The organism is Streptomyces sp. L-9-10 (assembly GCF_004151105.1).
Taxonomy (GTDB): Bacteria; Actinomycetota; Actinomycetes; order Streptomycetales; family Streptomycetaceae; genus Streptomyces.
Window position 1 is genome coordinate 124,309 of sequence record NZ_PHRF01000097.1, and the last position, 22,517, is coordinate 146,825.

General features: G+C 69.1%; 19 protein-coding genes and 2 tRNA genes. 7 read left to right on the forward strand and 14 right to left on the reverse strand.

Annotated features, from left to right (window positions below):
- Nucleotides 1-24: 24 nt before the first annotated feature.
- The 3 genes from CU044_RS25665 to CU044_RS25675 all read right to left on the reverse strand — a co-directional run bounded on the left by CU044_RS25665 (nt 25) and on the right by CU044_RS25675 (nt 4,637).
- A complete protein-coding gene (locus tag CU044_RS25665; RefSeq protein WP_129771114.1) occupies nt 25-378 on the reverse strand; it encodes a DUF4233 domain-containing protein in 354 nt (117 codons plus the stop codon).
- Between the two features lie 5 nt (nt 379-383).
- Nucleotides 384-1,898 (reverse strand): folylpolyglutamate synthase/dihydrofolate synthase family protein, encoded by a 1,515-nt coding sequence (locus CU044_RS25670; RefSeq protein WP_129771115.1) that lies wholly within the window; start codon nt 1,896-1,898, stop codon nt 384-386.
- A 117-nt stretch (nt 1,899-2,015) separates the two neighbouring features.
- Complete coding sequence (locus CU044_RS25675) at nt 2,016-4,637, reverse strand: valine--tRNA ligase (RefSeq protein ID WP_129771116.1); 2,622 nt, start codon at nt 4,635-4,637, stop codon at nt 2,016-2,018.
- Between the two features lie 135 nt (nt 4,638-4,772).
- On the opposite strand from CU044_RS25675, the gene CU044_RS25680 reads away from it, so the two are divergent.
- The gene (locus CU044_RS25680) at nt 4,773-5,756 is read left to right on the forward strand and encodes a hypothetical protein (protein WP_129771117.1); all 984 of its coding nucleotides are present in this window, start codon (nt 4,773-4,775) and stop codon (nt 5,754-5,756) included.
- Between the two features lie 87 nt (nt 5,757-5,843).
- Here the strand turns inward: CU044_RS25680 and clpX are convergent, their stop codons facing one another.
- The 5 genes from clpX to CU044_RS25705 form a co-directional block, all read right to left on the reverse strand.
- Nucleotides 5,844-7,136: an ATP-dependent Clp protease ATP-binding subunit ClpX gene (clpX, locus tag CU044_RS25685; protein ID WP_129771118.1), complete on the reverse strand. Its 1,293-nt coding sequence runs from the start codon at nt 7,134-7,136 to the stop codon at nt 5,844-5,846.
- Nucleotides 7,137-7,280: 144 nt separating this feature from the next.
- Nucleotides 7,281-7,955, reverse strand: coding sequence for an ATP-dependent Clp protease proteolytic subunit (locus tag CU044_RS25690; RefSeq protein WP_030352382.1), 675 nt, complete (start codon nt 7,953-7,955; stop codon nt 7,281-7,283).
- A 46-nt stretch (nt 7,956-8,001) separates the two neighbouring features.
- Nucleotides 8,002-8,607, reverse strand: coding sequence for an ATP-dependent Clp protease proteolytic subunit (locus CU044_RS25695; protein WP_165371970.1), 606 nt, complete (start codon nt 8,605-8,607; stop codon nt 8,002-8,004).
- A 333-nt stretch (nt 8,608-8,940) separates the two neighbouring features.
- A complete protein-coding gene (gene tig / locus CU044_RS25700) occupies nt 8,941-10,377 on the reverse strand; it encodes a trigger factor (protein WP_129771120.1) in 1,437 nt (478 codons plus the stop codon).
- Between the two features lie 175 nt (nt 10,378-10,552).
- A tRNA-Pro gene (locus tag CU044_RS25705) sits at nt 10,553-10,629 on the reverse strand.
- Nucleotides 10,630-10,780: 151 nt separating this feature from the next.
- On the opposite strand from CU044_RS25705, the gene CU044_RS25710 reads away from it, so the two are divergent.
- A tRNA-Gly gene (locus CU044_RS25710) sits at nt 10,781-10,851 on the forward strand.
- A gap of 130 nt (nt 10,852-10,981) precedes the next feature.
- Here the strand turns inward: CU044_RS25710 and CU044_RS25715 are convergent.
- Complete coding sequence (locus tag CU044_RS25715) at nt 10,982-11,176, reverse strand: hypothetical protein (protein WP_129771121.1); 195 nt, start codon at nt 11,174-11,176, stop codon at nt 10,982-10,984.
- A 456-nt stretch (nt 11,177-11,632) separates the two neighbouring features.
- Between CU044_RS25715 and CU044_RS25720 the strand changes: the two genes are divergently transcribed.
- On the forward strand, nt 11,633-12,811 hold the full coding sequence (locus CU044_RS25720) for an acyltransferase family protein (protein ID WP_129771122.1): 1,179 nt from the start codon (nt 11,633-11,635) through the stop codon (nt 12,809-12,811).
- Between the two features lie 165 nt (nt 12,812-12,976).
- Nucleotides 12,977-14,212 carry a cation:proton antiporter gene (locus tag CU044_RS25725; RefSeq protein WP_240045838.1) on the forward strand — a complete coding sequence of 412 codons (1,236 nt, stop codon included), beginning with the start codon at nt 12,977-12,979 and terminating at the stop codon, nt 14,210-14,212.
- 91 nt (nt 14,213-14,303) lie between these two features.
- Here CU044_RS25725 and CU044_RS25730 read toward each other — a convergent pair whose 3' ends face one another.
- Complete coding sequence (locus CU044_RS25730) at nt 14,304-15,488, reverse strand: PP2C family protein-serine/threonine phosphatase (RefSeq protein ID WP_129771123.1); 1,185 nt, start codon at nt 15,486-15,488, stop codon at nt 14,304-14,306.
- Nucleotides 15,489-15,594: 106 nt separating this feature from the next.
- Here CU044_RS25730 and CU044_RS25735 point away from each other — a divergent pair, with 106 nt between their 5' ends.
- The gene (locus CU044_RS25735) at nt 15,595-16,830 is read left to right on the forward strand and encodes a GNAT family N-acetyltransferase (protein WP_129771124.1); all 1,236 of its coding nucleotides are present in this window, start codon (nt 15,595-15,597) and stop codon (nt 16,828-16,830) included.
- A 52-nt stretch (nt 16,831-16,882) separates the two neighbouring features.
- On the opposite strand, the gene CU044_RS25740 is transcribed toward CU044_RS25735, so the two are convergent.
- Together CU044_RS25740 and CU044_RS25745 are read right to left on the reverse strand one after the other, a co-directional pair.
- Nucleotides 16,883-17,692: a DNA-formamidopyrimidine glycosylase family protein gene (locus CU044_RS25740; RefSeq protein WP_129771125.1), complete on the reverse strand. Its 810-nt coding sequence runs from the start codon at nt 17,690-17,692 to the stop codon at nt 16,883-16,885.
- Nucleotides 17,693-17,811: 119 nt separating this feature from the next.
- Nucleotides 17,812-18,300: a ribose-5-phosphate isomerase gene (locus tag CU044_RS25745; protein WP_129771126.1), complete on the reverse strand. Its 489-nt coding sequence runs from the start codon at nt 18,298-18,300 to the stop codon at nt 17,812-17,814.
- Nucleotides 18,301-18,497: 197 nt separating this feature from the next.
- Between CU044_RS25745 and CU044_RS25750 the strand changes: the two genes are divergently transcribed.
- Nucleotides 18,498-19,949 (forward strand): amino acid permease, encoded by a 1,452-nt coding sequence (locus CU044_RS25750; RefSeq protein WP_129771127.1) that lies wholly within the window; start codon nt 18,498-18,500, stop codon nt 19,947-19,949.
- Between the two features lie 91 nt (nt 19,950-20,040).
- Here the strand turns inward: CU044_RS25750 and CU044_RS25755 are convergent, their stop codons facing one another.
- Complete coding sequence (locus CU044_RS25755) at nt 20,041-20,625, reverse strand: biotin transporter BioY (RefSeq protein WP_129771128.1); 585 nt, start codon at nt 20,623-20,625, stop codon at nt 20,041-20,043.
- Nucleotides 20,626-20,930: 305 nt separating this feature from the next.
- On the opposite strand from CU044_RS25755, the gene CU044_RS25760 reads away from it, so the two are divergent.
- Nucleotides 20,931-21,572, forward strand: coding sequence for a superoxide dismutase (locus CU044_RS25760; protein WP_129771129.1), 642 nt, complete (start codon nt 20,931-20,933; stop codon nt 21,570-21,572).
- Nucleotides 21,573-21,745: 173 nt separating this feature from the next.
- Here the strand turns inward: CU044_RS25760 and CU044_RS25765 are convergent, their stop codons facing one another.
- A complete protein-coding gene (locus CU044_RS25765; RefSeq protein WP_275670222.1) occupies nt 21,746-22,369 on the reverse strand; it encodes a DsbA family protein in 624 nt (207 codons plus the stop codon).
- Nucleotides 22,370-22,517 lie beyond the last annotated feature (148 nt).

Consider the following 22,517-nt stretch of genomic DNA (forward strand, 5'->3'; position numbering starts at 1 on the left):
CTACAGGGCATACCACACCATCGATCACACAGCGTCAGCCTCTGCCGATGCCTGCTCGGCCCAGCGTGCCTTCGCCGCGTCGATCTCCCGCCCGAAGTGGACCGAGGCCCCCCAGAGGGCCGCGAAGATCACGCCGAGGACGAACATCGCGGGCACCACGAAACCGCTGGCGACCAGCGCGACCTGGAGCGCCCAGCCGAGCTGGACGCCGCCGGGGCGGGTGATCATCCCGCAGAGCAGCACGGACAGCAGCATCGCGATGCCGCAGACCGTCCAGACCGTCCCCACCGTCAGATCGTCGGACTTCATGGCGACGAGACCGGCGAAGCCGATCACGAAGAACTCACCGATCAGTGTGGACGCACAGAGCGTACGCATGGGATTCAGCGCCTCCTCAGCAGCAGCCGGGCCTCGCCGACCGTGATCACCGAACCGGTGACCAGGACCCCGGCGCCCGCGAACTCGGACTCCTCCTCGGCGAGCGTGATCGCCGCCTCCAGCGCGTCGTCGAGCCGCGGCTCGACCTGGACCCGGTCCTCCCCGAAGACCTCGACGGCGACGGCCGCCAGCTCGTCCACGCCCATCGCCCGGAAGCTGGAGTTCTGCGTGACGACGATCTCCGTGCAGATCGGCTCCAGGGCCTCCAGCACGCCGCGGACATCCTTGTCGTCGCTGGAACCCACCACACCGATCAGCCTGCTGAAGCCGAACGACTCGGTGAGGGCCTCGGCCGCGGCGCGGGCCCCGGCCGGGTTGTGCGCCGCGTCCAGCACGACCGTCGGCGAGCGCCGTACGACCTCCAGCCGGCCGGGCGAGGAGACCGCGGCGAACGCCTTGCGGACCGTGTCCATGTCGAGGCGGCGGGCGTGCTGCGCGCCGATCCCGAAGAACGCCTCGACGGCGGCGAGCGCCACCGACGCGTTCTGCGCCTGATGCGCGCCGTACAGCGGGAGGAAGATCTGCTCGTACTCACCGCCGAGCCCGCGCAGGGTCAACAGCTGGCCGCCGACCGCGATCTCGCGGGCGACCACGCCGAACTCCATGCCCGCGCGGGCGACCGTCGCGTCCGCGTCGACGGCCTTCTTCAGCATCACCTGCGCGGCGTCCACCGGCTGCTGCGCCAGGATGACCGTCGCGCCCGGCTTGATGATCCCGGACTTCTCCACGGCGATCTCGCCGGGGGTGGAGCCGAGCCGGTCCGTGTGGTCCAGATCGATCGGCATGACGACGGCGACGGAGGCGTCGATGACGTTCGTCGCGTCCCAGGTGCCGCCCATGCCGACCTCGACCACGGCGACGTCCACCGGCGCGTCCGCGAAGGCGGCGTAGGCCATGCCGGTCAGCACCTCGAAGAAGGAGAGCCGGTGCTCCTGCGCGCCGTCGACCATCTCGACGTACGGCTTGATGTCCTCGTACGTCTCGATGAACCGCTCGGCGGAGATCGGGGCGCCGTCCAGACTGATCCGCTCGGTGACGGACTGGACGTGCGGGCTCGTATACCGGCCGGTACGCAGATCGAACGCGCCGAGCAGCGCCTCGATCATGCGGGCCGTGGAGGTCTTGCCGTTGGTGCCGGTGATGTGGACCGACGGATAGGCGCTCTGGGGATCGCCCAGCACATCCATCAGACCCTTGATCCTGGCGACCGACGGGTCGAGTTTCGTCTCGCCCCAGCGGCCCGCCAGCTCCTGCTCGACGGCGCGCAGCGCCTTGTCCACCTCCGGGTCCTCGGGGCGTGCCGGAACGCCGTCACCCTGCGCGGGCCCTGCCTGGGCGCGCAGTGTGCGGCTCCCGGCCTCGATCACCGCGAGGTCGGGGTCTCGGTCGGTCGCGGCGTCGACGATCTCATCGAATTCGTCGTACTCGCCGGGCTGGTCGGAAGGACGGTGCTCGCTCACGCGACCAGTCTACGGAGCGCCACCGACACCGGTCGCCCCGCGCCCCGGCCCGGAACGACGGCGAGGCCCCCGGCCGGGTGGCCGGGGGCCTCGCTGAGCGGGTGGCGGGTGCCCGGGTCAGCCCTGGGGCAGGCCCGCCAGCTGTGCGGTCAGCCGCTCGATGTCCGTCTCCGCCTTGGTGAGCCGGCCGCGGATCTTGTCGACCACGTTGTCGGGGGCCTTGGCGAGGAACGCCTCGTTGCCGAGCTTCGCCGTCGCCTGCGCCTTCTCCTTCTCCGCCGCGCCGAGGTCCTTCGTCAGACGCTTGCGCTCCGCCTCGATGTCGATCGTGCCCGACAGGTCGAGCGCGACCGTCGCCCCCTCGACCGGCAGCGTCGCGGTGGCGTGGAAGCCCTCGCCCTCCGGCTGGAGGCGCAGCAGCTGCCGGATGGCCGCCTCGTGCGCGGCCAGCGGCGTACCCGTGAGATCCAGCCGCGCCGGGACCTTCTGGCCGGGCTGGAGCCCCTGGTCGGAGCGGAACCGGCGGACCTCGGTGATCACCTGCTGGAGGTGCTCGATCTCCCGCTCGGCCGCCACGTCGCGGAACCCGCTGTCGGCCGGCCAGTCGGCGACGACGACCGACTCCTTGCCGGTGAGCGTGGTCCAGAGCGTCTCGGTGACGAACGGGACGATCGGGTGCAGCAGGCGCAGGGTGACGTCGAGGACCTCGCCGAGGACCCGGCCGGAGACCTTCGCCGCCGCGCCGCCGTCGATGAACGTGGTCTTGGACAGCTCCACGTACCAGTCGAAGACCTCGTCCCAGGCGAAGTGGAAGAGGGAGTCCGACAACTTCGCGAACTGGTAGTCCTCGTAGTACGCGTCGACCTCCGCGACCACGGCGTTCAGCCGCGACAGGATCCACCGGTCGGTGGCGGACATGTCGGCCGCGTCGGGCAGCGGGCCCTCGACGGTCGCGCCGTTCATCATCGCGAAGCGCGTGGCGTTCCAGACCTTGTTGGCGAAGTTCCGGGAGCCCTGGACCCAGTCCTCGCCGATCGGCACGTCGATGCCCGGGTTGGCGCCGCGGGCGAGGGTGAACCGGACCGCGTCGGAGCCGTACCTGTCCATCCAGTCCAGCGGGTTGACCGCGTTGCCGAAGGACTTCGACATCTTCTTGCCGAACTGGTCACGGACCATGCCGTGCAGCACGATCGTGCTGAACGGCGGTGTGCCGTCCATCGCGTAGAGACCGAACATCATCATCCGGGCGACCCAGAAGAAGAGGATGTCGTAGCCGGTGATCATGATCGAGTTCGGATAGAACTTCTCGACGCTCGGGGTCTGTTCGGGCCAGCCCAGCGTGGAGAACGGCCACAGCCCGGACGAGAACCACGTGTCCAGGACGTCCGTGTCCTGCGTCCAGCCCTCGCCGGTCGGCGCCTCGTCGTCGGGACCGACGCAGACGGTCTCGCCGTTGGGCCCGTACCAGACGGGGATGCGGTGGCCCCACCACAGCTGCCGGGAGATGCACCAGTCGTGGAGGTTGTCGACCCAGCCGAAGTAGCGGGACTCCATCTCCTTCGGGTGGATCGTGACGCGGTCGTCGCGGACGGCGTCACCGGCGGCCTTGGCCAGCGGTCCGACCTTGACCCACCACTGGAGCGAGAGGCGCGGCTCGATGGTCGTCTTGCAGCGCGAGCAGTGTCCGACGGAGTGCGTGTACGGGCGCTTCTCGGCGACGATACGGCCCTCGGCGCGCAGCGCGGCGACGATGGCGCTGCGCGCCTCCATCCGGTCGAGTCCCTCGAAGGGGCCGGGGACGGTGATCACGGCGCGCTCGTCCATGACCGTGATGTTCGGCAGATCGTGCCGCCGGCCGATCTCGAAGTCGTTCGGGTCGTGCGCGGGCGTCACCTTGACGGCGCCCGTACCGAACTCCGGGTCGACATGGGTGTCCGCGACGACCGGGATCGTACGGTCGGTGAGCGGCAGCTTGATGCGCTTGCCGACGAGATGCGCGTACCGCTCGTCGTCGGGGTGGACGGCGACGGCCGTGTCGCCGAGCATCGTCTCGGCGCGGGTGGTCGCGACGACGACGGAGTCCTCGCCCTCGCCGTACTTCAGCGAGACCAGCTCGCCGTCGTCGTCCTGGTACTCCACCTCGATGTCGGAGATCGCCGTGAGACAGCGCGGACACCAGTTGATGATGCGCTCGGCGCGGTAGATCAGCTCGTCGTCGTAGAGCTTCTTGAAGATCGTCTGGACGGCCTTGGACAGCCCCTCGTCCATGGTGAACCGCTCGCGCGACCAGGCGACGCCGTCGCCGAGCCGGCGCATCTGTCCGGAGATCTGCCCGCCGGACTCGCCCTTCCACTTCCAGACGCGCTCGACGAACGCCTCGCGCCCCAGGTCGTGCCGGGACTTGCCCTCCTTGGCGAGCTCGCGCTCGACGACGTTCTGGGTGGCGATGCCCGCGTGGTCCATGCCGGGCTGCCACAGCGTCTCGTAACCCTGCATGCGCTTGCGGCGGGTGACGGCGTCGATGAGCGTGTGTTCGAAGGCGTGCCCGAGGTGGAGGCTGCCGGTGACGTTCGGCGGCGGGATGACGACGGTGAACGGGGGCTTCTCGCTCTTCTCGTCGGCCTCGAAGTAACCGCGCTCTACCCAGCGCTCGTACAGCTTCCCCTCCACCTCGGCCGGAACGTACTGGGTCGGCAGTTCGGGGTTGCTGGCTGGCTGCTGCTGAGTGTTCTCGGTCACGGGCACAGTTTAGAGGTGTCACCGCCCCGTACTGAAACGGGATAGTTCGGTAACGGTGCGGCCCCGGGTGGCCTCGGTCACTGTCCCGTCCGCCAGGATGTTCGGAACGCATAAGCGACTAACAGGGGACAGCGCATGAGTTACCACCAGCCGGGACCGTACGGCGGGCAGCCTCAGCAGCCCGGACCGTACGGCCAGCCAGGCCCTTACGGCCAGCAGCCGCCGCAGGGGCCGCCGGGGCCCGGTTACGGTTACCCGCAGCAGCCCCCGCAGGGTGTCCCCCCTCAGCCGCCGCAGGGATACGGCTACCCGCAGCAGCCAGGACCGTACGGCCAGCCGCCCCAGCAGCCCCCTTACGGTCAGCAGTCCCCGTACGGACAGCAGCCTCCCTATGGCGGCGGCCAGTACCCGCCTCCGCCGGGCCAGGCCCCCCAGAAGAAGACGGGCCTCATAGTCGGCGCGTCCGTGCTGGCGCTCGCGGTGATCGCGGGCGGCGCGTACTTCCTGGTGGGCGGCGGCTCGGTCCCGGACGACGGCAAGAAGTACAAGCTGGCGATGCCGGCGTCGGTGCTCGGCGGCGAGTACAAGAAGGCCGGGGACACCGGTTCCAGCGGCGGCAGCTTGACCAAGAGCGACGTCAAGGAAGCCGAGAAGTGGGGGATCAGCAACCCCCGGGAAGTGGCCGGCAGCTACTCCACGGGCGCGGGCCCCACACAGAAGGTGATCGACTTCAGCGGCGTCTACGGCGAGATCGAAGACCCCGAGAAGGTGGTCGACGCGATGTTCACCGAGTCGCGGAAGAACGCCGACAAGGCGGAGAGCGGCGGCCCGAGCCTCGAATTCATCGGCGAGGCGCGGGAGTTCACGCCGGACGGCTTCGACAACGGCGTCATGAAGTGCCAGGAAGCCAAGTTCACCTTGGGACAGGCCGCCGGTGCCGGCTCCGGTCCCGGCAGCTACACGATGCCGATGTGCGTCTGGGGCGACCACAGCACCATGGGCTATGTCATATCGACCGACGCCGCGGCCGGTGTCACCGGCAAGAGCAGCCTGTCCCTGGACGAGGCCGCCGCGCAGGCCGCGAAGCTGCGCGACGAGGTCCGCGTCGAGATCAAGTAACGGGCTCCCGCGCGTACGGCACAGGGGCGCCCGGCCGGCTGGACCGGCCGGGCGCCCCTGTCTGTCGCGTACGTCTCGGCGTGACCGCTACGCGGACTTCTCGTGACGGCCGTCGTTCTTCACGATGCGCGGCTCGCGCGGGACCAGCGTCGGGTTCACGTTGTCGCGGACGACCTCCGCCGTGATGACGACCCGGGCGACGTCCTTGCGGGACGGCACCTCGTACATCACCGACTGGAGCACCTCTTCGAGGATGGCGCGCAGACCGCGCGCGCCCGTGCCGCGCAGGATCGCCTGGTCGGCGATGGCCTCCAGGGACGGACGGTCGAAGTCCAGCTCCACACCGTCGAGTTCGAAGAGCCGCTGGTACTGCTTCACCAGCGCGTTGCGCGGCTCGACGAGGATCTGGAGGAGCGCCTCGCGGTCCAGGTTGTGGACGGAGGTGAGGACCGGCAGGCGGCCGATGAACTCCGGGATCATCCCGAACTTCACCAGGTCCTCCGGCATGACCTCCTGGAACTGGTCGCTCGCCTCGATCTCGCGCTTCGAGCGGATCGTCGCGCCGAAGCCGATGCCCTTCGCTCCCGCGCGCGACTCGATGATCTTCTCCAGGCCGGCGAAGGCGCCGCCCACGATGAAGAGCACGTTCGTCGTGTCGATCTGGATGAACTCCTGGTGCGGGTGCTTCCGGCCGCCCTGGGGCGGTACGGAGGCGGTGGTGCCCTCCAGGATCTTCAGCAGGGCCTGCTGGACGCCCTCGCCGGAGACATCGCGGGTGATCGACGGGTTCTCGCTCTTGCGGGCGACCTTGTCGATCTCGTCGATGTAGATGATCCCTGTCTCGGCCTTCTTGACGTCGTAGTCGGCCGCCTGGATCAGCTTCAGCAGGATGTTCTCGACGTCCTCGCCCACATACCCGGCCTCGGTGAGCGCGGTGGCGTCGGCGATCGCGAACGGCACGTTCAGCATGCGCGCCAGCGTCTGGGCGAGGAGGGTCTTGCCGGAGCCGGTCGGGCCCAGCAGGAGGATGTTGGACTTGGCGAGTTCGATCGCGTCCTCGCGCCCGGACACCCCGCCGTTCTCGCCGGCCTGAACACGCTTGTAGTGGTTGTAGACCGCCACGGAGAGGGCCTTCTTCGCGGGCTCCTGCCCGACGACGTACCCCTCCAGGAACTCGTAGATCTCGCGAGGCTTCGGCAGTTCCTCCCACCGCACCTCGGAGGTCTCCGCGAGCTCCTCCTCGATGATCTCGTTGCAGAGGTCGATGCACTCGTCGCAGATGTACACACCGGGACCTGCGATGAGCTTCTTCACCTGCTTCTGGCTCTTCCCGCAGAACGAGCACTTGAGCAGGTCGCCGCCATCACCGATGCGTGCCACGAGGTGCTTCCCCTTCGCCTGGGAGCAGCCTGGTTCAGCGGCTCCTGTGCCTCATATCCGACGGTACCTTGCCCGGGCCCCCGTTCGGGCCCCCCTTGGCGCGGTTCACGTGGTCGTGGGACCGCGCCAAGGGCGCCGGGTGTGTCAGGCGGCCGCAGCGGCCGTGGTCTTGCGGGTCGACACGATCTGGTCGACCAGGCCGTACGCGAGCGCGTCCTCGGCGGTCAGGATCTTGTCGCGCTCGATGTCGTCGCGGACCTTCTCGATCGGCGTCGTCGAGTGCTTCGCCAGCATCTCTTCGAGCTGGGCGCGCATCCGCAGGATCTCGTTGGCCGCGATCTCCAGGTCGGAGAGCTGCTCCCGGCCGGTCTGGCTGGACGGCTGGTGGATGAGCACGCGCGCGTTCGGCAGCGCCAGTCGCTTGCCGGCGGTGCCGGCGGCGAGCAGCACGGCGGCGGCGGAGGCGGCCTGGCCCATGCACACGGTCTGGATGTCCGGCTTCACGAACTGCATCGTGTCGTAGATGGCGGTGAGCGCCGTCATCGAGCCGCCGGGGCTGTTGATGTAGATCGAGATGTCGCGGTCCGGGTCCATCGACTCCAGGCAGAGCAGCTGCGCCATGACGTCGTTGGCGGAGGCGTCGTCGATCTGCACCCCGAGGAAGATCACGCGCTCCTCGAAGAGCTTCGCGTACGGGTCGTACTCGCGCACGCCCTGCGAGGTGCGCTCCACGAAGCGCGGGACGACGTAACGGTTGTCCACCTGCGGGCCGGTGTAGAGGCCGCTCGCGGAGTAGTTGTTCATATGGGTGTTCACCATCCTGTGGCGTTCGGTGGGCTGGGCCGGCTGGTCGGGGCTGGTGATCTCAGGCCCCGGTACCGCCGCCGCCCGGAACACCCGAAGCAGCGGAGATGATCTCGTCGATGATGCCGTAGGCCTTGGCCTCCTCGGCGGTGAACCAGCGGTCGCGGTCACCGTCGCGGATGATCGCCTCTTCCGTCTGGCCGGTGTGGCGCGCGGTGATCTCGGCCATGCGCTTCTTCGTGCGGAGCAGCTGCTCGGCCTGGATCTTGATGTCGGAGGCGGTGCCGCCGAGGCCCGCGGAGCCCTGGTGCATGAGGATGTCGGTGTGCGGCAGCGCGAAGCGCTTGCCCGCGGTACCGCCGGTCAGCAGGAACTGACCCATCGAAGCGGCGAGGCCCATACCGATGGTGACCACGTCGTTCGGGATGTACTGCATGGTGTCGTAGACGGCCATACCGGCTGTCACCGAGCCACCGGGGCTGTTGATGTAGAGGAAGATGTCCTTCTCGGGCTCGGCCGCGAGGAGGAGGAGCTGCGCCGTGATCTTGTTGGCGATGTCGTCGTCGACCTGCTGGCCGAGGAAGATGATCCGCTCTCCGAGCAGCCGGCTGTAGACCTGGTCGCCGAGGCCACCACCGAGGGACGGCTCACCGGCGGCGTAAGGCATCAGATTCGTCACGTATACACCTGCTCGTCTCTGACGGCTGCGGCCGTCTCAGCGTCTTCGTACCGGGGACGGGAGACTCTCCTGCCCTCGTATTCATGGACCCTAACGCGCTGGTCGGCGCGGGCCATCCTGCTTCCGTGGCTGTTCGCTGGGAGCGCAAGGCAGTTGAGGCTCCGTACGGCCCTGAGCGGGCCTGTCGGTCCTCTCCCGGCCCCCCGTGCCACCCCCGGCACCGTCGGCGCCCAGCGGGTCCCGCAGGGCTCCGGGGCGGACGGGACGGGCCCCGGTCGCGTGATGCGTCCGGGGCCCGTCCTGACGTTCGGAGCGAGACGGTCAGGCCTCGTTCTTGTCGGCCTTCTCCTCGGCCTTCTCCTCAGCCTTGTCCTCGGCCTTGGTGTCCGCCGCGGCGGCCTCGGTGGAGTCGGCGGCCTCGACCGCCTCGGCGGCCTCGTCGTCGTCCTCGTCGTCCAGGTCGACGATCTCACCGTTCGTGTCGATCACCTTGGCGGCCTCGACGACCACCGCGAGCGCCTTGCCGCGGGCGACCTCGCCGACCAGCATCGGCACCTGGCCACCCTCGACGACCGCCTGGGCGAACTGGTCGGGGGACATGCCGGAGGACTGCGCGCGCCGCATGAGGTGCTCGGTGAGCTCCTCCTGGTTGACGTTCAGCTTCTCCTTGTTGACCAGCTCATCGAGGATGAACTGGGTCTTGATGCCCTTCTCCGCCTGCTCCTTGGTCTCGGCGTCGAACTCTTCCTCGGTCTTGCCCTGGATCTCCAGGTACTTCGCGAGGTCGAGGCCCATCTGACCGAGCTGGTGGTGCTCCAGGTTGTGCTTGCGGGTGTTGATCTCCTCCGCGAGCAGCTTCTCGGGGATCGGCACCTCGGCCAGCTTCAGCAGCTCGTCGAGGACGCGCTCCTGGGCCTGGGTGGCCTGGTCGTACTGCTTGCTGCTCTCCAGGCGCTTGCGGCTGTCCGCCTTCAGCTCGTCGAGCGTGTCGAACTCGCTCGCCATCTGCGCGAACTCGTCGTCCAGCTCGGGCACCTCACGGGCGGCGACCTGGGTGACCTTGACGGCGACCTCGGCGGTCTTGCCCTCGGCGGCGCCGCCCTTCAGCTCGGAGGTGAAGGTGGCCTCGCCGCCGGCCTCCAGGCCGGTGACGGCCTCGTCGATGCCGTCGAGCAGCTCGCCGGAGCCGATGGTGTACTGCACGCCGGTGGCCACACCGTCGGGCAGGACCTCGCCGTCGACCTTGGCCTCCAGGTCGATCGTCACGACGTCGCCCTCGGCGGCGGCGCGCTCGACCGGGTTGGTGGACGCGAAGCGGTCGCGCAGCTGCTCCAGCGACTTCTCGACGTCCTCGTCGCTGACTTCGATGGAGTCGACGGTGACCTCGATACCGGAGTAGTCCGGGATCTCGATGACCGGGCGGATGTCCACCTCGGCGGTGAAGGCCAGCAGCTCGCCGTCCTTGAGCTCGGTGATGTCGACCTCGGGCTGGCCGAGGACGTTGAGCTCACCCTCGTTGACCGCGTCGGTGTAGAACTTCGGGAGGGCGTCGTTGACGGCCTCCTCCAGCACAGCACCACGCCCGAACCGCTGGTCGATGACCCGGGCCGGGATCTTGCCCTTGCGGAAGCCCTTCACCGTGACCTGCTGGTTGATCTTCTTGTACGCCGCGTCGAGGCTGTCCTTGAGCTCCTCGAAGGGCACCTCGACAGTGAGCCGAACCCGAGTCGGGTTCAGGGTCTCCACGGCGCTCTTCACGGTTCGGTCTCCTTGGTGGCTGATTCTTGGGTTCTGCCGGTCCGCCGCGGTGCGGCGCGATCCAGCGGATCGGCCCGGTTCCTCAGAGACTCTTCAGACACACGGGCACGCAGCTTGCATAGTAACCGCAAGCGGGTAGAGCCCCCAATGTGATCTTGCGAGGCGATCGTGGAAATGGTCGGGGTGGCCGGATTCGAACCGACGACCTTCCGCTCCCAAAGCGGACGCGCTACCAAGCTGCGCCACACCCCGTCGGTGCGACACGTAGGGTACATGCCCGTGAGCATGCGGCCGACCGCTTTGACTGGTGCTTTGACCGCCGCTTTACCGGTGTGCGGCGAGCGCCCCGGACCCGCTACGATGTGGTCCGTGCCGAGGCCGCATGACCTGCGGCACGACATGTGCGGGCGTAGCTCAATGGTAGAGCCCTAGTCTTCCAAACTAGCTACGCGGGTTCGATTCCCGTCGCCCGCTCTTGAGCAGGAACATACGGGTCGGAGCCGGTTTCCGTAGGACACGGAGACCGGCTCTGCTCGTTTCCGTTCGTTTCCGCGCCCGCGCCGACCGCTGCCGACGGCCGGCCGCTCCCGGCGGCGACGGAACGCTAGAAGCGGATCTGGTTGACCGTCTCGGCTATCGAGTTGAGGAACCTGTTCACCGACGGAGCGATGTTGGTGGAGGCGAGGAAGAAGCCGAACAGGATCGCGACTATCGCGGGGCCTCCCTTGAGCGAGCCGCTGCGGAAGAGCACCACAAGGATGACCGCCAACAGAACCACCACAGACAGCGAAATGGCCACACTGATCACACCCTCGGTCGGTCGCCTGGCCCAGCCCCGGGAAGCGCGCACGCCACACCCCCGCTCCGACCATCGTGCCATCAACCTCCGCACGGATGTTGGCCGGTGACGAATCAGCGACATCACGATCTCGCCAATCGCGCTCCCGGCGCGCCGGGTTACGCGCGACCGCGGCGCGCGCGGGCCGTCCGCGCGTGAACAGCGCGTGGACGTGAATTCGCATCAATCACCTCCCCATGCGCACACGTCATTCACAACCCATTCCCTTCCTTTCGAATGAGCGGCCGACGGACGCGTCGGACGGGGTCGACCCTGCGCGATAAATCCCGACGATATGCCCGAATTAATGCTGTTTAACCAGGGCATATCGCCCGGTTGTCGTCGGTTTCAGATTCGAATGGGTCACCTGACGAGGAGGTTTTACGAAGGGGTTTGAGCGCCGCTAGGGTGCCTCAAATGTTCCAGGCGCCGCATAGTTATGAGACGTCCCCGCTCGCCCGCTCCTTCCCGGCCGCGGAGGTGGATCCCGCCGCCGGAAGCAGATCGTCCGCGGTGGCCGACACGCCGGTGCCGACCGGGCAGCGGGCCGCCGGTCCGGCCGCGGATCCGCACGCGACGTCCCCCAGGCGGGACCCGTTCTTCGACAACGCCAAGTACCTGGCGATCGTGCTCGTGGCGGTGGCGCACTTCTGGGAACCGGTCATGGACGGCAGCCGGGCGACGCGCGCGCTCTATCTGCTCGTCTACGCCTTCCACATGCCGGCCTTCATCCTCGTCTCCGGCTACTTCTCCCGGGGTTTCACAGCGAGCCCGCAGCAGATCAGGCGCCTGGTGACCGGGGTCGCGGTGCCCTACGTGGTCTTCGAGGTGGCGTACTCGCTCTTCAAGCGGTACACGGACGACAGCCCGGACCTGCCCATCAGCCTGCTCGACCCCTGGTATCTCACCTGGTTCCTGGCCGCGTTGTTCGTCTGGCGGCTGACCACCCCGCTCTGGCGCGCGCTGCGGCACCCGATGACGGTGGCGCTCGGCGTCGCCTCGCTGGCCTCGCTCACCCCGGGCATCGGCGAGGACCTCGGCCTCCAGCGCGTACTCCAGTTCGCGCCCTACTTCGTCCTGGGACTGCTGCTCAAGCCCGAACACTTCCAGCTGGTGCGGCGGCGCGAGGTCCGGCTGCTGGCGGTGCCGCTGTTCGCGGGCGCGCTGGTCTTCTCGTACTGGGCGGCCACCCGGATGCCGCCCGGCTGGCTCTACCACAATACCAGCGCCCAGCAGCTGGACGCCCCGTGGTGGGCCGGGCCCGTGATGACGTTCGCGCTCTTCGGCTGCTCACTGCTGCTGACGGCCGGTTTCCTGGCGTGGGTGCCCCGCCGGAGGACCTGGTTCACGGCCCTGGGCGCGGGCACGATCTGCGGGTATCTGCTGCACGGGTTCCTGGTCAAGGGAGCGGTGTACGGCGGCCTCTTCGACGCGTACCCCTGGCTGGCCGGTCCCGCCGGGAAGGTCGCGCTGACCGTCACGGCCGCCGCCGCGGTGACGCTGCTGTGCACACCTCCGGTACGACGACTCCTGCGCGGTGTCACCGAGCCCGAGATGCGGTGGGCGTTCAGGCGCGAGGCGCGGTCTTCTCGGTAACCGGCCGCGCCGGCCCGTCGCGCTCCCTCCCGCTCCATGCCTCCCCCGTCCCAGGTCAAAGTTGCTCAGTAAACCGTTTGGTAAACTAATTACTGACGATTCCTTGACGCTTCTTTGACTTGACGGAGGAACGATCCCATCGGACACGCAGAGACCCTCATAGCCATGGGCGGCGCCTTCCTCGCCGCCGCCGTACTCGCCCGTCTGGGCAGCCGTATCGAGCTGCCCACCATTCCCCTGTTCATCCTCGCCGGGATCCTGCTCGGCCCGCACACCCCCGGCATCGTGCTGGTCAAAGACCCGCACGAGCTGGAGATGCTCTCCGCCCTCGGGCTGGTGCTGCTGCTCTTCTATCTCGGTCTGGAATTCCATCTGGACGACCTCAAGGCGGGCGGCCGGAAGATGGCCCTCGCCGGCGGCGCGTATCTCGCGCTGAACGTGGGCGCCGGTCTCGGCTTCGGCTTCGCGCTCGGCTGGGGGACGTCGGAGGCGCTGGTGCTCGCCGGTGTGCTCGGTATCTCCTCGTCCGCGATCGTCACCAAGGTCCTGGTCGACATGGGCCGGATCGGTAACCCGGAGACCAAACCGATCCTCGGCATCATCGTGGTCGAGGACATCTTCCTGGCCCTCTATCTCGCCGCGCTCCAGCCCATCCTGTCCGGTGCGGACAGCGCCTCGGCCGCCGTGATGGACGGTGCGAAGGCGTTCGGCTTCCTGCTGCTGCTGGCGCTCGCGGCCCGGTTCGGCACGAAGGTCGTCGGACGGCTCATGAACACCAGGGACGACGAGCTGCTCGTCATCTCCTTCCTCGGCGCGGCGGTCCTCGTGGCCGGTGTCTCCGAGTGGTTCGGGGTCGCGGACGCCATCGGCGCGTTCATGGTCGGTCTGATGCTCGGCGGCACCACCTCGGGGCCCCGGATCCGCAAGCTCGTCCACCCGCTGCGGGACGCGTTCGGCGCGATCTTCTTCTTCGCCTTCGGCCTGTCGATCAACCCGGGCGATCTGCCGACCGTGCTCTGGCCCGTACTCATCGCCGCGGCGGTGACCCTGGTGATGAACGTCGCGGCGGGGCTCACGGCGGCCAGGATCTTCGGTTTCGGTGCCGGGCCGGCGGCGAACATCTCCACGACCCTGCTGGCCCGGGGCGAGTTCGCGCTGATCCTCGCCACGATGGCGGCGGCCGCGGGCCTCGACAGCCGGCTCGCGCCGTTCATCGCCGGATACGTCCTGGTCCTCGCGGTCCTCGGCCCGCTGGCGGCCGGCAGGTCACACTGGCTGGCCCGGATCCTGCCCGGTGGCGGGAGGGACGGCGGCAACAGCGGACCCGGCAGCGGGCCCGAGGGGAACGAACGCCCGTACACCAAGGACGCGGGCGACAGGGGGGCACCGGTGACGAGCTGACGCCCATGCCCTTACCACCACCCGCGACGGCCCCCGGTACCCACAGAACTCCCCTCCGCCCGTGACGGCGGAGGGGAGTTCTGTCTGCGGGTCAGCGCCTGCCGGGATACGGGTCGGTACCTGCCGGCGGGCCCGGCTCGCGGCAGATCAGCAGCAGCGCGCGGTCGTCGTTGACGTCCTTCGCGACCGCCTCGATCAGATGCCAGGCCGCGCCCTCGAAGCCCGGGACGACATAGCGGTCGGCCTCGCCCGTGAGGCGGTCGATGCCCTCGCCCAGATCGCGGCCCGGGGCCTCGACCAGCCCGTCCGTGAAGAGCATCAGCACGTCACCGGGGCGCAGTGAGCCCTTGACCGGGTCGAACTGTGCCCCGTCGTACACCCCGAGCAGCGGGCCCTCGCCCGACTTCTCCTCCCAGCGGCCACTGCCCGCGTGCAGCTGGAGAGCGGGCAGATGGCCCGCCGACAGCAGTTCGAAGTCTCCCGAGTCCAGATCGAGGACGAGATGGATGGAGGTGGCGAACCCCTCGTCCCAGTCCTGCCGGAGAAGATAGCCGTTGGCCGCGGGAAGGAAGCTGTGCGGCGGGAGCGAGCCGAGGAGTCCACCGAAGGCGCCCGAGAGCAGCAGGGCGCGGGAGCCCGCGTCCATGCCCTTGCCCGAGACATCGGTCAGGACGACTTCGAGCGTCCGGCCGCCGTTCGTACGGGCGGCCACCACGAAGTCGCCGGAGAAGGACTGGCCGCCGGCCGGGCGCAGCGCCATCTCGCGGTGCCAGCCCTTGGGGAGCCGGGGCAGGGCGCTCTGCACCCTGATCCGTTCCCGCAGGTCGAAGAGCATCGTCCCGCCGCGCCGCCAGGGCACCCCGACTCGCGCCCTGAACTGGGCGATCAGCAGTCCGAAGAGTCCGCAGGCGGCGACCACGAGCACCGTGCCGGGGGTGACCCGCGCCGGGCCGTCCGGATACGGGCCGAGGACCATCGACTCGACGATCAGCGCGGCGGCCGCGGCCGCGTACAGACTGAGCAGGCTCGCGGGCCGCAGCAGCAGCCCGCCGGCCACGATCGGGAGGACGAGCGCGGAGGGCGCGCACCAGACGGGGACGGCGATCGTGGTGAGCGTGATGGCCGGGACGGTGAGCAGCAGACCGACGAGGGCGACCCAGTCCGAGCCGTCTCCGCGGAAGTAGTCGACCCCGGATTTGCGCACGCCGTTGCGGACCCGGTGCAGCTTCCTGCGCATCCGGGCCGAGTACGACTCCGCTCCCGCGACACCGGCCATTGTTGTGGACCCTATCGATCCGTCCGCCCGGCGTGCAGGGGGACCCCTGTGACATTGCGTTCGAAATCGGGTCGCCTCGTTGTCGTACCCCTGGTACTGATGGCATATGACTATCGACCTACGGGTACTGGAACCGGCCGAATGGGACACCTGGTTCGGGGCGTTGGAGCTCGCGTTCGGCGGTGTCCCGGAGACCATCGGGGAGACCCGGCTGATGAGAGATCTCACCGAGTTCGACCGTTCGATCGGGGTCTGGGACGGCGACGAGTGCGTGGGCACGGCGGGGGCGTTCAGCTTCCGGCTCTCGGTACCGGGCGGTGCCCAGGTGCCCGCGGCGGGCGTGACGATGGTGAGCGTGGCGGCGACGCACCGCCGGCGCGGGGTGCTGACGTCGATGATGCGGCGCCAGCTCGATGACGTCAGGTCGTGGGGCGAGCCGCTCGCCGTGTTGACGGCGTCCGAGCCGGTGATCTACGGACGGTACGGCTACAGCGCCGCGACCGAGCAGCTCTCGGCGGAGATAGACACCTCCCGGGTGCGGATCGCGATTCCCGAAGGTTCGGGTGATGTACGTCTTCGTCGGGTGAAACCGGATGACCCGGCTGTACGTGACGCGTGCGAGGCGGTGTACGCCGCGGAGGTCGCGGAGCGGCCGGGCATGCTCGCCCGCCGGCCGGGCTGGGAGCGGCATCCGGTCGTCGACGCCGGGAAGGTGCGGGACGGGAAGTCGGCGCTCCAGTGCGTGCTGGCGGAGCGGGACGGCGAGGTGGTGGGGTTCACGCTCTTCCACAACAAGCCGGAGTGGGACGGGGCAGGCCCCAAGGGCACGATCGAGCTGCGGGATCTGTACGCCCTGGACCCGGTGGCGTACGCGTCGCTCTGGAACTTCCTCTTCTCGATCGATCTGACGTCGGCGATCCAGGCGGGCAACCGGCCCGCGGACGATCCGTTCCAGTATCTGGTCTCCGACATCCGGCGGTGCCAGGTGCGGCTGCGGGACTCGCTGTATCTGCGGCCGGTGGAGGTCGGGGCCGCGCTGGAGGCCCGTACGTACCGGACGCCGGTGGATGTGGTGGTGGAGGTGACGGACGCGTTCTGCCCGTGGAACGAGGGGCGTTGGCGGCTGTCCGGCGACTCCAAGGGCGCGTCCTGCGAGCGCACCGCCGATCAGGCCGAGCTGGCGCTGTCCGTCAACGAGTTGAGCGCCGCGTATCTGGGCGGCGTCTCCCTGGCCGCGCTGGCGCGCGCCGGGCGGGTACGGGAGATACGGTCCGGAGCGCTGAGCGAGGCGTCGGCCGGGTTCTCGTCGGAGATCGCGCCCTGGCTGCCCCACGGGTTCTGAGCCGGCGGAGCCGAGGGGGCCGGAGGGGCCGCAGGGCCGGAGGAGCGGGTGTTCAGCGCTGCTGGCAGCCCGGACACCAGAACAGGTTGCGGGCGGCGAGGGTCGCGGTGCGGATCTCGTCGCCGCACAGCAGGCAGGGCATCCGTGCCCTGCGGTAGACGTACACCTCGCCGCCGTGATCGTCGACGCGCGGCGGGCGGCCCATCGCCTCGGGGGTGTGCTCGGGACGGACGGTGTCGATCCGGTTGTGCCGTACGCCCTCCCGCATCAGCGCCACCAGATCCGCCCAGATCGCGTCCCACTCGCGGCGGGTGAGGTCCTTGCCCGCGCGGTACGGGTCGATGCCGTGCCGGAAGAGGACCTCGGCGCGGTAGACGTTGCCCACGCCCGCGATCACCTTCTGGTCCATGAGCAGGGCGGCGACGGTCGTACGGGACCGGGAGATCCGTTCCCACGCCTTCTCGCCGTCGTCCGCGCGGCGCAGCGGGTCCGGGCCGAGGCGGTCGTGTATCGCGTCCTTCTCGGGGACGGTGATCAGGGCGCAGGTGGTGGGGCCGCGCAGATCCATGTACGCCGTGTCGGAGGCGAGCCGCAGCCTGACGGTGTCGGTGGGCGGCGGGGCGGGCGCGTCACCGAAGCCGACCTTGCCGAACAGGCCGAGGTGGATATGGACCCAGCCCTGGTCGCCGAAGCCGAGGAAGAGATGCTTGCCGTGGGCGTCGACGGCGTCGAGGACCCGGCCGTCGAGGAGCGCCGCGCTGTCGGAGAACTTGCCCTGGGGGCTGCTGACCCGGGCGGGCCGGCCGCCGAAGCGGTCGAGATGGTCCTCGGCGAGGCGGTGGATCGTATGCCCCTCGGGCACGGGGGACTCCTCTGTGACGAGTGGGGTGAATCGTCCTCGGTGAACGGACGGGCCGTGCGCCGTGGCATGGCTGTGCCGCCGGGGCGGCACCCGGCGGCACGTGGTGAGTCCGGACAGTGCTAGTCCTGCTGCGGGTGGTGGGCCGGGACGGGCGGCAGCTCGTGGGTCGACTCGTAGTCGGTGAGCATCTTGATACGGCGCGCGTGACGCTCCAGGCCCGAGTACGGGGTGGCGAGGAAGATCTCGACGAACTTCGTCGCCTCGTCCTGCGTATGCATCCGGCCGCCGACGGAGATGACGTTGGCGTCGTTGTGCTCGCGTCCGAGAGCCGCTGTCTGCTCGCTCCAGGCGAGGACGGCGCGGACGCCCTTGACCTTGTTCGCGGCGATCTGCTCGCCGTTGCCGGAGCCGCCGATCACCACGCCGAGACTGTCCGGGTCCGCCGCCGTGCGCTCCGCGGCGCGCAGGCAGAACGGCGGATAGTCGTCCTCGGCGTCGTAGATGTGGGGTCCGCAGTCGACGGGCTCGTGGCCGTGGGCCGTGAGCCACTCGACGAGGTGGTTCTTGAGTTCGTAGCCGGCATGGTCGGAACCGAGATACACGCGCATGGACCGAAGTGTGGCACGCGGGGTGTGGCTCGCGCTCCGCTGGGTAGCGGTCAGCGGGATCAACGCTCCGGTAACCCGGGCGTCGGCGCCCGCCCCCCGGGTAACGAAACGGAGTCGCCACTTCCAACATCGGGTGGCCGGACGCTTGAATGCCGGGACTCATTACTTGAGTGGACCGTAGACGTAAGGATTGCCGCATGACCTCCCTGCCGTCCCCCACGAAGGAAGGCGGAACTCCCAACGAACCTGGGAATCCGCAGTCCTCCGACGGCCTGAAAGCCGGTCTCAAGAACCGCCATCTGTCCATGATCGCGATCGGCGGTGTGATCGGCGCCGGGCTGTTCGTCGGCTCCGCTTCCGGTATCGCCGCCGCGGGCCCCGGCATCCTGCTGTCGTACGCGCTGGTCGGCCTGATGGTCGTGCTCGTGATGCGCATGCTCGGCGAGATGGCCGCGGCGCGGCCCAGCTCCGGATCCTTCTCCGCCTACGCGGACCAGGCGCTCGGCCGCTGGGCCGGGTTCTCCATCGGCTGGCTCTACTGGTTCTTCTGGGTGGTGGTGCTGGCGGTCGAGGCGACCGCGGGCGCCCAGATCCTGGAGGGCTGGATACCGGCGGTGCCGCAGTGGGCGTGGGCGCTGATCGTGATGGTCGTACTGACCGCCACGAACCTCGCGTCGGTCGCCTCGTACGGTGAGTTCGAGTTCTGGTTCGCCGGCATCAAGGTCGTGGCGATCGGGGCGTTCGTCGTCGTCGGTCTGCTCGCCGTCTTCGGGCTGCTGCCGGGGTCCGACAATCCGGGCGCGGGTCTCTCGCATCTCTCGGACACCGGCGGATTCCTGCCCAACGGGGCCGGCGCGATCCTGACCGGTGTGCTGATGGTCGTCTTCTCCTTCATGGGAAGCGAGATCGTCACGCTCGCCGCCGGAGAGTCCTCTGACCCGCAGCGGGCCGTCGCCAAGGCGACCAACAGCGTGATCTGGCGGATCGCCGTCTTCTACCTGGGGTCCATCTTCGTCGTGCTGACGCTGCTGCCCTGGAACGATCCGTCGATCGTCAAGGACGGCTCGTACGTCGCGGCGCTGAACTCGATCGGGATCCCGCACGCCGGGCAGGTGATGGACTTCATCGTGCTGACGGCCGTGCTGTCCTGTCTGAACTCCGGTCTCTACACGGCGTCCCGGATGGCCTTCTCGCTCGGCCTGCGCGGGGACGCGCCCAAGGCGTTCGCCCGGACGAACGCGCGCGGTGTCCCCACGGCCGCGATCCTGTCGTCCGTCCTCTTCGGGTTCGTCGCCGTCTTCTTCAACTACCAGTGGCCCGACTCGGTCTTCGCGTTCCTGCTCAACTCGTCCGGCGCGGTGGCGCTGTTCGTATGGCTGGTCATCTGTTTCACGCAGCTGAGGATGCGCGGGATCATCCTGCGCGAGGAGCCGGAGAAGCTGGTCGTACGGATGTGGCTCTTCCCGTATCTGACCTGGGCGACGATCGCGATGATCTCGTTCGTGCTGGTCTACATGCTCACCGACGACGCGGCGCGCGAGCAGGTGCTGCTGTCCCTGCTGGTGGCGGCGCTCGTGGTGGGGATCGCGCTGGTCAAGGAGGCGCGTGGGCGGCGGGAGAAGGCGGCGGAGGCCGACGGCCGGGGCTGAGCCGCACGCCGGGAGGAACCTGTTCCGCCGCAACCACGCCCCGGATCCGCCGGAACCACGCCCCGGAACCCGGAATGACCCTGGAAGCTCGTCAGCCGCGGCGGCCGGCGAGCTTCCAGGCGGCGGGCAGCGCGCCCATCGCCAGGGCCGCCTTGAGCGCGTCCCCGAGCAGGAAGGGCACCAGACCGGCACTGACGGCGGCACTCAGTGACATGCCGGTGTACAGCGCCAGGTAGGGCACGCCCACCGCGTAGACGAGCGCCGAGCCGAGCACCATCGTCCCGGCCGTACGCGGTACGGAGCGGTCGCCGCCACGGCGGGCCAGCGCGCCCACCACCGTGGCGGCGAGCAGCATGCCGAGGACATAGCCGAAGGAAGCGAAGCTCAGACCCGAGCGGCCCTCCGCGAACCACGGCACCCCGGCCATGCCGACCACGGCGTAGAGCGCGAGGGAGAGGAAGCCGCGGCGGGCACCCAGGGCGGTGCCGACGAGCAGCGCGGCGAAGGTCTGGCCGGTCACCGGTACGGGGGAGCCCGGGACCGGGACGGCTATCTGCGCCGCCACTCCGGTGAGCACCGCTCCCCCGACGACCAGGGCGATGTCCCGGGTGCGGGTGGCGGGGAGCAGATCGGCGAGTACCGCTCCGGTACGGGGGGCGGCGGCAGCAGTGCTCATGGGGTCTCCGCGGTCGTGGGGCGTCGGTCTCCCGACGTCGGGTTACGGGCTTCGGGATCAGGCGTCGAACAGCCCGACGGTAGCCGACGGCCCCGCGCCGAATCACCGTCAGTCGCCCACAAAGCGGACGTCAGCGCGTTGTCGGAGATGGCACAAAGTGCCGCTCCAAACAACGCGCGCCGCGTTACGGGCACACCCCGGCACGGCACGGAAGACCTAGGACCACGGCCTGATCAGCACCCGGCCATGTTGCTGTTAGCGTGCAGTTGCATAGGATGTGCAATAAGAGGCCGGAGGGTTTGACCATGGCGGTATACACGCTTCCTGAACTTCCGTACGACTACGCGGCGCTCGAACCGGTCATCAATCCGCAGATCATCGAGCTGCACCACGACAAGCACCACGCGGCCTACGTCAAGGGCGCCAACGACACCCTCGACCAGCTCGCGGAAGCGCGCGACAAGGAGTCCTGGGGAGCGATCAACGGGCTGGAGAAGAACCTCGCGTTCCATCTCTCCGGCCATATCCTCCACTCGATCTACTGGCACAACATGACCGGTGACGGGGGCGGCGAGCCGCTCGCCGCGGACGGCGTCGGCGACCTGGCGGACGCGATCGCCGAGTCCTTCGGCTCCTTCGCCGGCTTCAAGTCCCAGCTGACCAAGGCCGCCGCGACCACCCAGGGCTCGGGCTGGGGCGTGCTCGCGTACGAGCCGGTCAGCGGCCGGCTGATCGTCGAGCAGGTCTACGACCACCAGGGCAATGTCGGCCAGGGCTCGGTGCCCGTCCTGGTCTTCGACGCCTGGGAGCACGCCTTCTACCTCCAGTACAAGAACCAGAAGGTGGACTTCATCGAGGCCATGTGGCGCGTCGTCAACTGGCAGGACGTGGCGAAGCGTTACGCGTCCGCCAAGGAGCGGGCCAACAACCTGCTGCTCGCCCCGTAGGCCCGGCGGACCGGCGGGCCCGGCCCCCGGCCGTACGCGTCCTGCTCGTGATCGTCTTCTCACCTTTCACGTGCGGGCGGAATGAGGAAGGACCCCCGCGAGGACGTGACTCGCGGGGGTCCCTCTGTGACATCGGGCTGTGACATCGGGCAGCCGGCAATGACAGACAAAGGTCAGTCGAAGATGGGGCCCTGCGTCCTCGTCCTCTTGATCTCGTAGAAGCCCGGGATCGACGCGACCATCAGCGTGCCGTCCCAGAGCTTCGCGGCCTCCTCGCCCTTGGGGGCCGGGGTGACGACCGGGCCGAAGAAGGCGATCTGCTCGCCGTCGGCGCCGGGGACGGCGATGACCGGCGTACCGACCTCCTGGCCGACCTTGTCGATGCCCTCCTTGTGGGAGGCGCGCAGCTCCTTGTCGTAGGTGTCGGAATCGGCGTAGTCGATCAGATCGGCGGGCAGGTCCACGTCCGCCAGGGCGGCGGCGATCGCCTCGCGGGTCGCGCCCTCGCCCTGGTTGTGGAAACGGGTGCCGAGCGCGGTGTACAGCGGTCCCACGACCTTGTCACCGTGCTTCTGCTGGGCGGCGATGACCACACGGACCGGGGCCCAGGCCTTCGCGAGGCCCTCGCGGTACTCCTCGGGGATGTCCTTGTCCTCATTGAGGACGGCCAGGCTCATCACATGCCAGCGGACCTCGATATCGCGGACCTTCTCCACTTCGAGGACCCAGCGGGAGGTCATCCAGGCCCAGGGGCACAGCGGGTCGAACCAGAAGTCGACGGGGGTCTTCTCGGACATGTCTCTCCTCATGAACGGCTGCGGACGCACCTGCCAACGGGAACACCACGGGCCGCCGGGAGCATTCCCGTATGCGGCGCGTCAGTGGCGCGTGCGAGGATCGTTCCTGTTTCGGACGAGCCACGAAGGCGAGCCACAAAGGAGTGAC